This window comes from Micromonospora sp. NPDC047762, from assembly GCF_043204655.1.
Taxonomy (GTDB): domain Bacteria; phylum Actinomycetota; class Actinomycetes; order Mycobacteriales; family Micromonosporaceae; genus Micromonospora.
In genome coordinates, this window is sequence record NZ_JBIDCQ010000007.1 from 402,595 (window position 1) to 415,918 (window position 13,324).

Annotated in this window: 11 protein-coding genes and 1 pseudogene; 4 read left to right on the plus strand and 8 right to left on the minus strand. The window is 68.2% G+C overall.

Features of this window, described 5'->3' with window-relative positions; translation table 11 throughout:
* Positions 1 to 95 precede the first annotated feature (95 nt).
* Together ACGF3C_RS23210 and ACGF3C_RS23215 are read left to right on the plus strand one after the other, a co-directional pair.
* On the plus strand, positions 96 to 989 hold the full coding sequence (locus ACGF3C_RS23210; RefSeq protein WP_393225082.1) for an ATP-binding cassette domain-containing protein: 894 nt from the start codon (positions 96 to 98) through the stop codon (positions 987 to 989).
* A gap of 131 nt (positions 990 to 1,120) precedes the next feature.
* Complete coding sequence (locus ACGF3C_RS23215) at positions 1,121 to 2,623, plus strand: ABC transporter permease (RefSeq protein WP_393225085.1); 1,503 nt, start codon at positions 1,121 to 1,123, stop codon at positions 2,621 to 2,623.
* Positions 2,624 to 2,732: 109 nt separating this feature from the next.
* Here ACGF3C_RS23215 and ACGF3C_RS23220 read toward each other — a convergent pair.
* The 3 genes and pseudogenes from ACGF3C_RS23220 to ACGF3C_RS23230 all read right to left on the minus strand — a co-directional run.
* A pseudogene (locus tag ACGF3C_RS23220) lies at positions 2,733 to 3,002 on the minus strand (transposase); the annotation flags it as partial.
* An 83-nt stretch (positions 3,003 to 3,085) separates the two neighbouring features.
* Complete coding sequence (locus tag ACGF3C_RS23225) at positions 3,086 to 3,934, minus strand: YybH family protein (RefSeq protein WP_393225088.1); 849 nt, start codon at positions 3,932 to 3,934, stop codon at positions 3,086 to 3,088.
* A 72-nt stretch (positions 3,935 to 4,006) separates the two neighbouring features.
* On the minus strand, positions 4,007 to 5,017 hold the full coding sequence (locus tag ACGF3C_RS23230; RefSeq protein ID WP_393225155.1) for a sigma-70 family RNA polymerase sigma factor: 1,011 nt from the start codon (positions 5,015 to 5,017) through the stop codon (positions 4,007 to 4,009).
* 76 nt (positions 5,018 to 5,093) lie between these two features.
* Between ACGF3C_RS23230 and ACGF3C_RS23235 the strand changes: the two genes are divergently transcribed.
* On the plus strand, positions 5,094 to 5,375 hold the full coding sequence (locus tag ACGF3C_RS23235) for a hypothetical protein (RefSeq protein WP_393225091.1): 282 nt from the start codon (positions 5,094 to 5,096) through the stop codon (positions 5,373 to 5,375).
* A 101-nt stretch (positions 5,376 to 5,476) separates the two neighbouring features.
* Here the strand turns inward: ACGF3C_RS23235 and ACGF3C_RS23240 are convergent, their stop codons facing one another.
* Positions 5,477 to 8,257, minus strand: a complete 2,781-nt coding sequence (locus tag ACGF3C_RS23240; RefSeq protein ID WP_357229759.1) for a TIM barrel protein — start codon at positions 8,255 to 8,257, stop codon at positions 5,477 to 5,479.
* Between the two features lie 180 nt (positions 8,258 to 8,437).
* On the opposite strand from ACGF3C_RS23240, the gene ACGF3C_RS23245 reads away from it, so the two are divergent.
* Positions 8,438 to 9,094 carry a TetR/AcrR family transcriptional regulator gene (locus ACGF3C_RS23245; protein ID WP_357229762.1) on the plus strand — a complete coding sequence of 219 codons (657 nt, stop codon included), beginning with the start codon at positions 8,438 to 8,440 and terminating at the stop codon, positions 9,092 to 9,094.
* Positions 9,095 to 9,137: 43 nt separating this feature from the next.
* Here the strand turns inward: ACGF3C_RS23245 and ACGF3C_RS23250 are convergent, their stop codons facing one another.
* From ACGF3C_RS23250 to ACGF3C_RS23265, 4 genes are all read right to left on the minus strand, one after another.
* Positions 9,138 to 10,016, minus strand: coding sequence for a shikimate dehydrogenase (locus ACGF3C_RS23250; protein WP_357229764.1), 879 nt, complete (start codon positions 10,014 to 10,016; stop codon positions 9,138 to 9,140).
* 149 nt (positions 10,017 to 10,165) lie between these two features.
* Positions 10,166 to 11,200, minus strand: a complete 1,035-nt coding sequence (gene dctP, locus ACGF3C_RS23255) for a TRAP transporter substrate-binding protein DctP (RefSeq protein WP_357229766.1) — start codon at positions 11,198 to 11,200, stop codon at positions 10,166 to 10,168.
* A gap of 61 nt (positions 11,201 to 11,261) precedes the next feature.
* Positions 11,262 to 12,542 carry a TRAP transporter large permease gene (locus ACGF3C_RS23260; RefSeq protein WP_357229768.1) on the minus strand — a complete coding sequence of 427 codons (1,281 nt, stop codon included), beginning with the start codon at positions 12,540 to 12,542 and terminating at the stop codon, positions 11,262 to 11,264.
* Positions 12,539 to 13,102: a TRAP transporter small permease subunit gene (locus tag ACGF3C_RS23265; protein ID WP_357229770.1), complete on the minus strand. Its 564-nt coding sequence runs from the start codon at positions 13,100 to 13,102 to the stop codon at positions 12,539 to 12,541. The genes ACGF3C_RS23260 and ACGF3C_RS23265 overlap by 4 nt, the downstream gene beginning before the upstream one ends.
* Between the last annotated feature and the right edge of the window lie 222 nt (positions 13,103 to 13,324).

Consider the following 13,324-nt stretch of genomic DNA (forward strand, 5'->3'; position numbering starts at 1 on the left):
TGCCGAGTGCGGGCAGGGAGTACGGTGACCCACAGGTGTGCCGGGAAGTCTGGTCGGCGGTCATTGATCCACGCCCGCCCGGAAGGCCCCCTGCGATGACCGATCCCGCGCTTCGCGCTGTCGACCTCACCAAACGGTACGGCCACCTGACCGCTCTCGATGCGTTGAACCTGAACGTCATTCCCGGTGAGGTGTTCGGGTTCCTCGGTCCCAACGGTGCCGGCAAGTCGACCACCATCCGCCTCCTGCTCGGCCTCGCCCGACCCACCGCCGGGCGGGCCGAGGTGTTCGGCGTCGACGCCGCCGACGTCGCCCGCGCCCACCGGCACCTTGCCTACGTACCGGCCGATGTGGCGTTGTGGCCGCAACTGACCGGTGCCGAGATCCTGCACCTGCAAGCCCGCACCGGCCCGGGAACGGACCTGGCCTACCGCGACGAACTCCTCGAACGCTTCGCCCTCGACCCGTGGAAACCGGCCCGCACCTACTCGACGGGTAACCGGCAGAAGGTCGCCCTGATCGCCGCGTTCGCCACCCGGGCCCGACTGCTGGTGCTCGACGAGCCGACCAGCGGCCTGGACCCGCTGATGGAACGGGAGTTCCGCACGGCGGTCCGGCAGGCCCGCGACCGCGGGCAGAGCGTCTTCCTGAGTTCCCATCAGCTCGCCGAGGTCGAGGCGGTCTGCGATCGGGTCGCCATCCTGCGCGCCGGCCGGCTCGCCGAGGTCTCGACGATCAGCGACCTGCGGGACCTGCGCCGTGCCGAAGTGACGATCACCTACACCGGCATCGCACCTGACCTGAGCGTGATCCCCGGCGTCGTGGGGGTGGAACCGGCCGGCGAGCGACGACTGCGGTTCACCCTGAGCGGTGAGCCCGGCCCCGCACTGCGGGCGCTCGCCGCCGCGCAGGTGACGGCCCTGAGCATGCGGGAGCCGAGTCTGGAGGAGATTTTCCTCGACTACTACGGAGCGGAGGCGGCTCGATGAGTCTCGACACCCTTCCCGCCCCAGCCAACCCCCAATTGACATCGGATTCCGCGCCAGGCCGGGCTGTCACGTGGTTGGCCATCCGCCAGGTTCGACGCGGCGCACTCAGCATTGTCAGCCTGGCCGCCGGGATGACCGCGCTGGTCGCCGCGACTCACGCGCAGGTGATGGCCGACCCGGCGGCGGCCGGGAGCCTGCGGGCTCTGGCCGGCAACCCGGCGATCCGGACCCTGTTCGGCGCCCCGGTCGGCCTCGACAACGCCGGCGGGTTCACCGTGTGGCGGGTCGGCACCGTCATCGCGGTCCTGCTCGGCGCCTGGTCGGTTCTGGCGACTACCCGGATCACCCGTGGCGAGGAGGACGCCGGCCGTTGGGACCTGCTGCTGTCCAGCCGTCTTCCGGCACCAGCCGTCCTGCTGCGCCACCTCGGACCCGTGATGGTGGTCAACGCCGCCACCGCGACCGCCATCACTGCCGTCCTGCTGCTGTCCGGAACCGAACCGGCAGGTGCCCTCCTCCACGGTGCCGGCACCGGCCTGCTCGGGATGTTCCTCACCGCGGTTGCCGCACTGTCCGCCCAGGTCTTCCCCGCTCGGTCGCCGGCCACCGGCGCAGCGGTGGCGGTGCTGGGCTGCGGCCTGCTGACCCGGATGATCGGCGACGGCGTCACCGGACTCGGCTGGCTGCACTGGCTCTCGCCGTTCGGGCTGCTGTCCCTCAGCGGTCCCTACGTCCACAACCGTGTTCTGCCGCTGCTCCTGCTCGCCGCCGCCACCGCGCTCATCACCGTTCTGACCCTGACCGCAGCCCGACTCCGCGACATTCGCGACGGTCTGATCCCCGCAGCACCCGGACGGCGCCCGCGAACCCTGCTACTGGACAGCGCGGAAACGTTCGCAGCACGCCGGGTGTCGCGGCCGCTGACCGGCTGGCTGATCGGTGTCGGCGCTTACTACCTGCTGATCGGGTTGACCGCAGTGTCGGTCACCGAATTCCTGCGCGACAATCCGGCCCTTGCCGACGGGGCCTCCCAGGCCGGCTTCGACGGGTTGGGCAGCATCAGCGGATTCACCGCGACCCTGTTCGCGATCCTGGCCATGCCCGTCGGTGGCTTCGTCACCGTCCGGATGGCCGCCTTCGTGACCGCCGAGACCGACCGGCGACTGACGCTGCTCGCGAGTCAACCGATCACCCGGACCCGGCTGATCGGCGCCGAGCTGGCGGTCACCGCGTTGGCCGCGGCAGTCCTGGTCACCGGCGCCGGTCTGGCGACCTGGCTCGGGGTCACCGCTATCGGCGGCGAACTGGAGGCAGACGCCGCACTGCGCGGCACCTGGAACATTCTCCCGCTCGTGCTGCTCAGCCTCGGCGCGGCGGTGTTCGCGGTCGGCTGGACACCAGGCTGGACGATGCTCATCGGCGGCCTTCCCACCACCGGCGGGTTCCTGCTGCTGGTGACCGCCGAGAGCGTCGCGGCACCGGACTGGGTACGCGACCTCTCACCGTTCGCGCACCTCGCGCCCGTACCCCTCACCGAGGCCAGCATCGGCGCCCCCGCAGTCATGCTGGCCACAGCAACAATCCTGACCGTGCTCGGCGTCGCCGGCTACCACCGCCGAGACCTGCGTTCCTAGAGCAGATCGCCTGCGCTGGCGGTAGGGCTGCCAGGCAGGGCTGGTCTCGATCACCGGGCCGCTCGGGATTCGACCACTGCGGCGCGCTGGGTTGTCGCTGCGAAGATCGGCGCCCATCTGCTGCCCGTGGCAACGGCACCCCGGCGAGGGCGGTGCGCAGCCGGTCGATGTCCAGTCGCCCGCAGGCGAGGGCGTCGTACAACGCCCCGTGACCCCGACGGTGCTCACCCACCAGCGACAACTCCGCCAACGACCGGACCGGCCCGTCGGCGCACAACACCGCGTCGGCAAGCTCGAACAACGCATCCGCCCGCGAGGTCAAGCACCCGTAGAGCTCCCGCCGGAACCTCGCCAACCAACCAACATCTCCGGGTCTCACAACAGACTTCCCACCGGTGGGCTTCCGCTTCTGCCGAGCCGAGGAGTTGGCTTGGCGCGGGGCCGGGAGGCCCCGCGCCGTGGTTATGGCCTCAGGTTGGCAAGCGCTGCGCCGGTCTGTGGGTCACAGGGGTATGAGAGGTGTTGGTGCACCATTACCCACGTCTCGCCGGCACGGCGGAAGACTCGTGTTCCGCGCGACCACGTCTCTGTCGATTCCCCTTCCGGGCCGTCGAATCGTATCCGGTTGAGGCCCCACGCGACGGCGAGGCTGCCTTCAGCGAGGACGGCGAGGTCGGGGATATGCCAGGACATCTCACCGGTTCCCGTGTTGAGGCCGCGTTCGCATACCTCCCGGACCTGCGACAGGCCCTTGTATTGCAGTGGTGCGATGTGCTCGTAGGAAATCACCTCGTCGGCGATGCCGGCCATCAGCCCGTCGAGGTCCCCTGCCGCGGTGCTCGCGAACCAGCGTCGATGCAGAGACTTGATTTCCTGCTCTGTTGCCGTGCTGTCGGAGTCGTGTGCCAAAGGGAACGAGTGGTGTTCATGGCTGACGATCCAGTGGTCGGCGTCCTTGCGAAGCCCGAGAGTGATCCGGAGCCGGTGATCGGGTCGTTCGGCGAGGTCGGCCGGCGTGCCACACCGCAGAAGCAGATGCGCGAAGGCCACGTCCGTGCCGTTGGTCACCTCCAAATGGTCGATGTCAAAGACGGCGCCGTCGGCGATCCACTTGAAGAACGGTAGCCAACTGTCGCGATATGCCTGGATGCCTCGGACTCCGTCCTGTGGCGGCGGCACGTCGAACATGACGATGTCGTCGGCGTGGTCCATCAGTACACCATGCAAGTCCTGGGCACGGATCGCGGCCGCCCACCGCTCGATCAGCTCGGTGATGACTTCCCTGTCGTCCCGGTACTGCTGCACAACCATGTGTGCCTCCTTTCACCGGTACAACCCGGCGAAGGCAGCGAATTCATCGCGGTTGAGCAAAGATGTTGCGTGTCAGGCCGGCAGGCTGGGTGGCAGGCCGTGCGCGGCGAAGTCGGCTTCGAGGAAAGAGACGACTTCCGCAATACCGTCTCGACGCAGCGTCAGAACGTCCAGGCCGCCCGGACGGTACGCGGCGGCGGCGCTGTCCCAGCGATACGTGCCAAACGCCAGCTGACCGTTGGCCTCGGTGGTCACGAACCGCCAGCCACAAGCCAGCGGGCCGCTGAGCAAGAAATCGCGGATCTCCTGCCGGCCCACGAACCAGGTCGGCACCGGCGGCATGGAGTAACGGGCGTCGTTGGTCAGCATCGAAACGATGGTGTCGATGTCGGCCGCCTCCCACGCCTGTGCGTACCGTCGGGCCAGTTCGAGAACCGCGGCCTCGCCCATTTGACGGGTGGTCACCCGCTGCGTCGCGGCGGGCAGCGCCGGATCGAGAGCGGCACGAGCACGCTGCAACCCGCTGTTGACGGCAGCCACAGTAGTATCGAGCTGGTCAGCAACCTCACGAGAGGTGAAGCCCAACACCTCCCGTAACAGGAGCACAGCACGCTGCGTACCGGTCAACCGCTGCACCGCGGCAACGAAGGCAAGCTCGATGCTCTCCCTCGCGACCAAGCGCTGTCCCGGATCTAGGCGATCGGCTGGGTAAGGCTCGAGCCAGTCAATCTGGGCGTCGCTCCCCACCGAGCGGTCGAGGTCAACCGGTAATGCCCGACGCCCCCGCTGGTCGAGAATCGACAGACACCGGTTGGTGGCTATCCGGTACAGCCAAGGCCGTACCGATCCACGAAACTCAAATCGGCCGAACGCCCGCCATGCCCGGACCAGCGTATCCTGCAGGGCATCGTCGGCGTCATGGACGGATCCCAGCATCCGATAGCAGTACGCGTGCAGCTCCCTCTGCAACGGGCCGACCAGAACGGCGAACGCGTCCGAATCTCCGCTTTGTGTCGCTGACACCAAGGCGGCGTCGATGCTGGAATCCACGGACCGATCGTCGCACAGCCGTCCACCGAGCATGCGCCAGGAGAATCTACCCGGCATCCGGCCGGCACCTCGCTGATGCGCTGCCGAACATCGAAAGGTAATAGCCCTCATGCCAGCCCGGGCGGCCCCGGTGCCGCGACCACCGGGAGCACTCTCCGCCCACCAGGGCTGGCAGCTGATCAACATGACTGGGCACCCAGAAGCGATCGCCCGTGAGCTGGAGCTGTGCTACACCCCAATCGCCCTGGTGACCGACCTTGACGCCGGAGTCGACGCGGCCAACGCGGTCAACCACGCAGCGGTGCTACGCATCTTCGCCGCGAACGTCGAGCGACTACGCGAGGTGCTCTACCAGGCGATTCCGGCGCTGCCACCCCTCCCGTGCCGCTAGCGGCGGCGGTGCCGGCAACGGCATCGCTGGTGCCGATGGCCGCCGACCCACGTCACCTCCCCAGCGGTCCCTCCCCTGCTGCCTCTCCGGTGGCAGCGCTGTCAGGCGTCAGCGGCGGACTGCCGCCGGGCGACCGTGTCCTCGAGGTAGTCCCGGGTGGCGCTGACCGCCTGGCGGGCATGCTCCTTCGCACCGACCTGGGCGACGAGTGTCGCGCGCGGAATCTCCAGCGCGTATGGCAGCCCGGGCGGCAGCGCGTCGAGGATGCCGTGCACGTCGATGCCGCCTTCACCGGGCGAGAGTCGTTCGAACCGCGCGGTGTGGATCAGGCCGTCGGTGGTCGGGGGCACGCCGGCAGGCGCGTCGCACACGTGGACGAAGTGGAACCAGTGCGCGGGAAGCTGCCGTAGATCGGCGATGCTCGACCCGGAACGGGCGAAGTGGAGCAGGTCGACCAGAATGCCGGCGTTTGGCTGGTCGGCAGCTCGCAACACCCGTGTCGCCTCGCGCAGATCCGGGGTCTCCGTCCAGGACGGGAATTCGAGGTCGATGGTGAGACCGAACGGCCGGGCAAGTTCACACAGCTCGGCGAACCGGTGGATCTTACGGGCCCGATCGGGGTCGGGCAGTTGGGTGATGACGTGTCGTGCCCCGAGTTCGGCGCCTGCTTCGAGGAAGCGCAGGTAGTCCCGAGGGTTCTTGTCCGGGCTGAATCGCGCGAGTTCGATGTCGAGGACCTCGATTCCGGTCGCCGCCAGCCGCACCTTGGTGCTTCGCATCAGGCCCGGGTCGGTCGCCAGCGGGTAGTGCGGTTCCTGCGGTGTGACCCGGTTGAGCCGCAGCCCGACGAAGCGATACCCGGCGTCGGCAGCGGCCTCCACCAGTTCGGGCGGCGAGAGACTCAACGCGGTCAGGTGTGCCAGTGAGTAGTCGTGCCGCTGCTCCGGCCGTGGGGCCGACGCCTCCCGTAGCGAGAGCAGGCGACGCTCGCGGTGGGCCGCCATCCGTACGGGGACGCTGGTGGGGTCGCCGTAGCCGGCGTATCCGTCGACGCGCTGCACCACGGCGAAGAAGACGCGGAAGCCGAGGATCTCGGTGTAGAAGTGCAGGTACTCACCGTGCTCGTCGCGGTCGTACAGGATCGAGTGGTCACGGAGTGCCGCCAGCCGCGCCGCCGGAAGGGACAGCCGGGCGTCGAGGTCGGCGTAGTAGTTGTCGGGGATCTTTAACACCGGCGCGCCGAGCGCACGCATCGCCTTGGCGCTGGCGATGATGTCGTCGGTCTGCAGCGCCACGTGTTGCGGGCTGGGGATGGTGGGTGCCCAGTCACCGCGACGCAGCGGCGCCGTGTTGAGCGCGATGCGGACCTGACCTGTGGGGTCGGTGGCGACCCGGCTGCGGATCAGCCCGAAGGGCGCCGCGATCTCGGACGTACGCTCGGCCGTCAACCCGAGCACGGTGCGATAGAAGACGGCTGCCTCGTCGAAGTCGTCAAGCGACTCGGTGATGGATACGTGGTCGGTGTTGGTCACCAGAGCGTCAGCACGCAGTGCGTGGCCGGTGGCGGTGAAGTCGTCGAGCCAGCATCCACCCTCGGCAGCGCTCTGGACCAGGAAGACGGCGGTGCCGTCGGGCGCCGCGATCGAGGTGAGTTCCGCCTCGCCCGGCTCGTACAGCCGTGGTAGCGCCGGTGCGAGCAGGGCCTCGGCCCGCTGCGCTGCCCCGGCCGGATCGGCGCTTTCGACTCCGAGGGCACAGATCGTGGCGGTTCCGGGTGCGACGATCCGTTGCGCGCCGAAGTTCAGCAGGATGCGGGCGGTGCCCTGCTGCCAGAGTTGGACCGGCTTGGAGCGGTGTTGCGCGGCATGCACGAAGCCGAGACCGGCCAGCGCCCGGGCCACGTTCGGACCGGAGATGTCATCGACCGCGACTTCCGTGAACGCGTGTCCACCGAGTTGCGGGGCGCGCGGGAGGCTGGAGAGCCGGAGTCGTTCGCGAGCCCGTGCCGGGCCTGCCGTCGCCACCGTCTCCTGGAGGGTCAGCAACGACCGCATGCCGTCTATGGCGGCATGGCGGGGATCCGCCTGGCGGTAGACGTCGTTGAACACCTCAAGGGAGAGGGGGCCGTCGTAGCCCGTGGTCAGCACGTGCCCGACGAGCCCGGCCAGGTCGAACGCTCCCATACCGGGAAAGAGCCGGTGATGACGGCTCCACTCGACCAGGTCCATGGTGAGTCGTGGGGCGTCCGCGAGCTGCAGATGGAAGATCTTCTCACCGGGGACCACCCTGATCGTCGACGGGTCCTCACCCCGGGACAGGATGTGGAAGCTGTCGATGCAGAGCCCCAGAGCGGGGTGGTCGGCGCGGCGGACGATCCGCCAGGCATGCGCGTTGGTGTTGACGAAACGCCCCCAGGCGACCGCCTCGTACGCGACGCGGATTCCGCGCCGGGCCGCCTGTTCCGCCAGCACGTGCAGTTGCTCGGCGGCCAGGTCGTCGTCATCGACCGCGTCGGGGGAAACCGACGACGACAGCAGCAACGTGGCTGCACCGAGCTGCTCCAGTACGTCGAACGTCCGCTCGGCCCGGCGCAGGTTGGCCGAGAACACGTCAGGTGGCACCGCCTCGAAGTCCCGGAACGGCTGGTAGGCGGCGACCGACAGGCCGCGCCGGTCGCACTCCCGCCGAACGCGGGTCGGAGACCACGACGAGGCGACGAGGTCACTACCGAAGATCTCCACGCTCTGGAAACGGGCTGCGGCGGCTGCCGCCAGCTTGTCCTCCAACGTGCCCGACAGACAGACGGTGGCGATGCAGAGCCGATCGCTGCCCACCTGCTCTCCGTGCCGTTGCGGTGCGCCGTCGGTCTCCATGGTGCGCATGAAAGTTGCCCCCTATCGGCGTCGATCCGGGCGAGGTTCCGGCCGTTCGTTGCACTGAGCGGGTCGACCCGACCGGGCCGAATCATGAACGTACTAGTTAGTTACTTATACTCCCGCTGAGCGTCCCCGGGAAGACGCGCGACAGCGACCTACAGTGTTGCCATACGACAGGGAGGTGCGGTGCGCACTCAGCCGTCCGGAGCCGTCTCGCCCAAGCCGCCTACGCGGGACGCCGACAGCACGCGATCCGAGATCCTCGCGGTCGCCACCCGGGAGTTCGCCGACAAGGGGTACACCGGCGCCCGGGTGGACGAGATCGCTGCCAAGACCCGCACGACGAAGCGAATGATCTACTACTACTTCGGCGGCAAGGAGCAGCTCTACGTCGCGGCGCTCGAAAGCGCCTACCTGCGCATCCGCGCGCTCGAGCAGGAGCTCGACGTCGATCACCTCGACCCTACCGAGGCGATCGTGCGGCTGACCGCCCTGACGTTCGACCACCACGAGGCACATCCCGACTTCATCCGGCTGGTCAGCATCGAGAACATCCACCGGGCCGAACACATCGCCGGATCGGCCAAACTGGGCCGGCTGGCCAGCCCGGCCCTCGACGTGCTGGCCCGCATACTCAGACGTGGCCAGGCCGGGGGACAATTTCGCGACGGTGTGGATCCGGTGGACGTCCACATGTTGATCAGCTCCTTCTGCGTCTTCCGGATCGCCAACCGATTCACCTTCAACGCGATCTTTGACCGCGACCTGCTCGCCCCTGAGCGCAGTGATCACTACCGGCGGATGCTCGGTGACGTGGTCCTGGAGTACCTGACGGCGCGATGAGCGCCGGTGCCACCGGACGGCACGTCTGGCCCGGAACTCGGTGTCAGAGGCCCGCGTCCAACAGCTCGGCCGAGTCGGCGAGCATCGCATCGGCGTCCGCCGGTCGACCGGTGAAGTGCTCGTACGCGGCAACCGCCTGGTAGGCGTTCATACCGCCGCCGTGCAGGATCGGTGCGCCCACAGCCCGCGCGGCGCGCAGGAGCGCCGTGTCGACGGGGCGGTACACGATGTCCGCCACCCACATGTCCGACCGCAGATCGGCGGCGGGCACCGGCGAGCCGGGGTGGTGCACCATCCCCATCGGTGTGGCGTTGACCAGGCCGTCCGCCCTCGCGAGGGTGGCCGTCAACTGGTCCATCCGACCCACCTCGACACGTCCGGCGCCGAACTGGGAGGTGAGCGTCTCCGACAGCTGGATCGCCTTCGTCGGATCGAGATCGACCAGTGCTAACCGCCGTACGCCCTGGCTTAACAGCGCATGGGCGACCGCGGCGCCCGCTCCCCCGGCGCCGAGTTGCACGACCAGCCGGCGCGGGGCGGTCGCGAACTCCCGGGCGAAGCTACGGGCGAACCCGGACGAGTCAGTGTTGTATCCGCAGGCCCTGGTGCCATCGAAGACCAGGGTGTTGACCGCGCCGAGCAGCCGTGCCTCGGTGGAGAGGTGGTCGAGGTAGCGGACGACCTCCTGCTTGAACGGGTGCGTGACGTTGAGGCCGCGATAGCCGAGCAGGCGCGCCCACCTCAGGATGTCGGGCAGGTCGCTCGCGGTCAGCCCGTGCTCGGCGGCGTCGATGATGGTGTAGATCAGCGGTATGCCCTGCCGGTGGGCTTCTCGCTCGTGAAGCAGAGGCGCGTGCGACTGCTGGATACCTTCGCCCACGAGTCCGATCAGGACTCTCGCGGCGTCAGACCGGGCCAACATTGCTCCTCCTGGAAACTGCCCACCCGGGTCAGCGGCCGCCAACCCGGTCGAGCACTGTGGTCACGGGGCCGTGGTGCCGCTCGGCCCGTCAGCGTCTTTTCCGGGAGGGCGGCCATTCTCCAGAGCCCTCCCGGAGGAGACGGCCGCGATCAGGACGACGCCCGGATGCTCTGGTAAAGGGCCAGGTCCGCGCCCTTGAAGTGGCTGTTGAAGAACGCTTCTGCCTTGCTGATGAAGGCCGCGCGGTCGATCTGGTCGATCTCCACGACGGTGTGTCCAGCGGCGCCACGCCACCCGTCGAGAACCTTCTTGGTCTCGTCGTCCACGCACTTGCGGTTTTCGGCGCGAACGTCGTGGATGGCCTTGAACAGCGCGTCCTTCTGGGGCTGGCTCATCCTGTCGAGCGTCTTGTCGGACATCACGACGTAGTGGGTGCCGACCTGGTGGTTGGTCAGGCTCGCGACCTTGAGGATCTCGTCGAACTTCTGGGCCCGGGTCGCCACCACCGGGTTCTCCTGGCCCTGTGCGATGCCCTGCTGAAGGGCGAGATAGAGCTCCTCGACCGCGACGGCGACGGCGTTGGCACCGAGGGCCTTCGCGTTGGCGAGGAACTGCGGCGTGTTGGGGAAGCGGATCTTCAGACTGCCGAGGTCATCCGGCTTGCGGATCGGGGCGGTCGCGGTGAAGGTACGCATGCCGAAGTACCAGGCGTCCACGATCGTGGTATCGGTGGCCCCGTTGAACTCCTCGAAGAACTGCTTGCCGTCGGAGTCGACCCACTTGAAGAAGTGGTCGATGTCGTTGAATGCGTACGCCGCGTCCAGGACACCGATCTTGGGGAAGGCGGTGGACATGGCCGAGCCGCCCTGCAGGTCGATGTCGATGTCACCGGCCTGGACGCTCGCGTAACGCTCCGCGTCGGGGCCGAGCTGACTGTTGGGGAACAGGTCCAGGGTCACGTTGAGGTCCTGCGCCTCGATCCGCTCCTTGAGCAACTTCATCCCGCAGTAGAAGTTCGGTTGGGCCTCCGGCTGAGAACTACCGATCTTGAGCGTCAGTCGGGGGTTCTCGCCTTCGGCGGCCGGGGCGTTGTTTTCCGTGGCACAGCCGGCGGTGAGGACCACGGGCATGGCGACGGCGACGGCTACGGCGACGCGACGCCACCCGGTCAGCTTTCGGTGCATGGTTTTTCCTCTTCTCTCGGCGGTAGCGGCGGTAGGCGGTGACAGCGGGCTTCCATCCGGGTCAGAACCCGAGCAACTTCGGCAGCGCCAGCGAGACCTGGGGGAACGCGGTGATCAGGGCGAGCACGGCGAACAGCGGGATGAGAAACGGTGCGATACCTCGGAACACGACGTCGACCGGTTTGCCGGTGACCGAACTGGTGATGTACAGCACGCTTCCCACCGGCGGCGTCAGCAGACCGATCATCAGGTTGATGATCATCACCACGCCGAAGTACACCGGGTCGATGCCGAGGTCGAGCGCGATCGGCAGGAGTACCGGAACGGTGACGAGGATGACGGCGGTGGCGTCGAGAAGCGCGCCGAGGATCAGCAGGATCACGTTGACCAGGAGCATGAAGATCAGCGGGTTCTCAGAGACCGTGGTGAGGAAGGCCGCCACGTCCCGGGACACGTGGGCACGCGTCAGGATCAGGCCGAGCAACGCCGCCGCACCCAGGATGAGCGAGATACCGCCGGTGATGGCGGCCGTCTCCCGGAGACTCTGCAGCAGCAACCGCGGCGTCAGCCGGCGGTAGGCGGCGCCCAGCACGAGCATGTAGAGCACTGCCACCGCAGCGGCCTCGGTCGGCGTGAACGTCCCCGAGAGGATGCCCCCGAGCAGGATGACCGGAGTCAGTGCGGCTCCGGCCGCGCCGACGGCCGCCTTCGTGAACCGTTGCCGGTCGAACGGCACCGTGGTCAGGTCGCGACGCCGGGCGGACCAGATGAACACGTACACGCAGAGACCGAACGCCATGAGGAACGCGGGGACGACGGATGCCGCGAACAGGGCACCGGTCGATATCGTCGCGGTGGCCGCGTAGATGACGGCCGGGATGCTCGGCGGCATCACCGGGCTGATCAAGGACGACGAGGCCGTCAACCCGGAGGCGAACCCGTACGGGTAGCCCGCCTTCACCATCTGCGGGATCTGCATCTTCCCCAGGCCCGCCACGTCGGCGAGCGCGGAGCCGCTCATCCAGGAGAAGCCCACCGCCGAGCCGACGTTGACGTACGCCAGATTGCCGCGCACCCGTCCCAACGCCGCCAGGCAGAACTCGTAGAGCCGGTCGGCGATGCCGAACCGGTTGGCGAGGACTCCGACCAGGATGAACAACGGAACGGCAAGGAGCGGGAAGCTGTTGAGTCCGTCGAAGGTCGTCTTCAGTGCGAACCCACTGGACCGTCCGTCGGCTATCGCCCACCACAGGCTCGGGCCGATGAACGCCAGCCCGACCGGCACCCGGATCAGCAGGAGGAAGGCGATGACGAGAGCCACCATCCACAGCTCGAGGATCATCGTGCCTCCGCCGCGTCGAAGATGACGTCGTCCTGGTTGGCGCGGAAGATCCGGACGATCGCCCGCACCGCGCCCGAGACGAAGCCGAGCAGTGGAATCAGATAGAGCGACCAGAAGGGGATTCCCAGCGCCGCCGTCCGCCGGGTGGGATATGCCTGGATCAGCGAGTAGGCCTCGAAGGCGAGGAGCCCGCAGATCACCGCCGTGAAGACCGCTGAGAGGATCTTGACGGCGACGAGCGCCCGCCCTTTCGCGACGTAGTCGATGATCTGGATGGTGATGTGGCCGTTGTTGCCGATCAGGTAGCCGACCATGATGAAGGTCAGCACGATCAGTGAGTAGTTGGCCAGCTCGCCGGCTCCCGGCCAGTTGAGTGCTGGAGCGTACCTGCCGACGACCTGCCAGAGGACGCTCAGAAAGATGAGCACGAGGGCAGAGCAGGCGACGGCGAGTTCCGCCGAGGCCCAGACGCGCAACACGGTGGGCTCGCGGCGAGGCACCGGGCTGCCAGGGGTGTCCGCGAGAGGTGTCGCGGCGGACGGCGCTTCGTCGGCGCTCACCGGTTGCCACCTCCTCGGTGATCGGCACGCCGACGACCAGCGCCCACGGCGGAGGGTGCTCGGTTCACGGTTGGCCTCGCTCTCGGTCGAAGAAGGCTGCCGACGACAGCAGCGGCTGCGCCGCATGCCGGTCGGTCCTGGGGTCGTGCCGCACCAGCGCAGGACAGCGATCCACTCGAACGGTGCGGCTGGGACTCGAACACGTCGCCCCCTAGGCTGCGA

Bases quoted from the DNA above. Each gene is read 5' to 3' on its own strand.
- ACGF3C_RS23210 (WP_393225082.1), top strand. From the start codon at position 96: ATGACCGATCCCGCGCTTCGCGCTGTCGACCTCACCAAACGGTACGGC.
- ACGF3C_RS23215 (WP_393225085.1), top strand. From the start codon at position 1,121: ATGACCGCGCTGGTCGCCGCGACTCACGCGCAGGTGATGGCCGACCCG.
- ACGF3C_RS23225 (WP_393225088.1), bottom strand. From the start codon at position 3,934: ATGGTTGTGCAGCAGTACCGGGACGACAGGGAAGTCATCACCGAGCTG.
- ACGF3C_RS23230 (WP_393225155.1), bottom strand. From the start codon at position 5,017: ATGCTCGGTGGACGGCTGTGCGACGATCGGTCCGTGGATTCCAGCATC.
- ACGF3C_RS23235 (WP_393225091.1), top strand. From the start codon at position 5,094: ATGCCAGCCCGGGCGGCCCCGGTGCCGCGACCACCGGGAGCACTCTCC.
- ACGF3C_RS23240 (WP_357229759.1), bottom strand. From the start codon at position 8,257: ATGCGCACCATGGAGACCGACGGCGCACCGCAACGGCACGGAGAGCAG.
- ACGF3C_RS23250 (WP_357229764.1), bottom strand. From the start codon at position 10,016: ATGTTGGCCCGGTCTGACGCCGCGAGAGTCCTGATCGGACTCGTGGGC.
- dctP (WP_357229766.1), bottom strand. From the start codon at position 11,200: ATGCACCGAAAGCTGACCGGGTGGCGTCGCGTCGCCGTAGCCGTCGCC.
- ACGF3C_RS23260 (WP_357229768.1), bottom strand. From the start codon at position 12,542: ATGATCCTCGAGCTGTGGATGGTGGCTCTCGTCATCGCCTTCCTCCTG.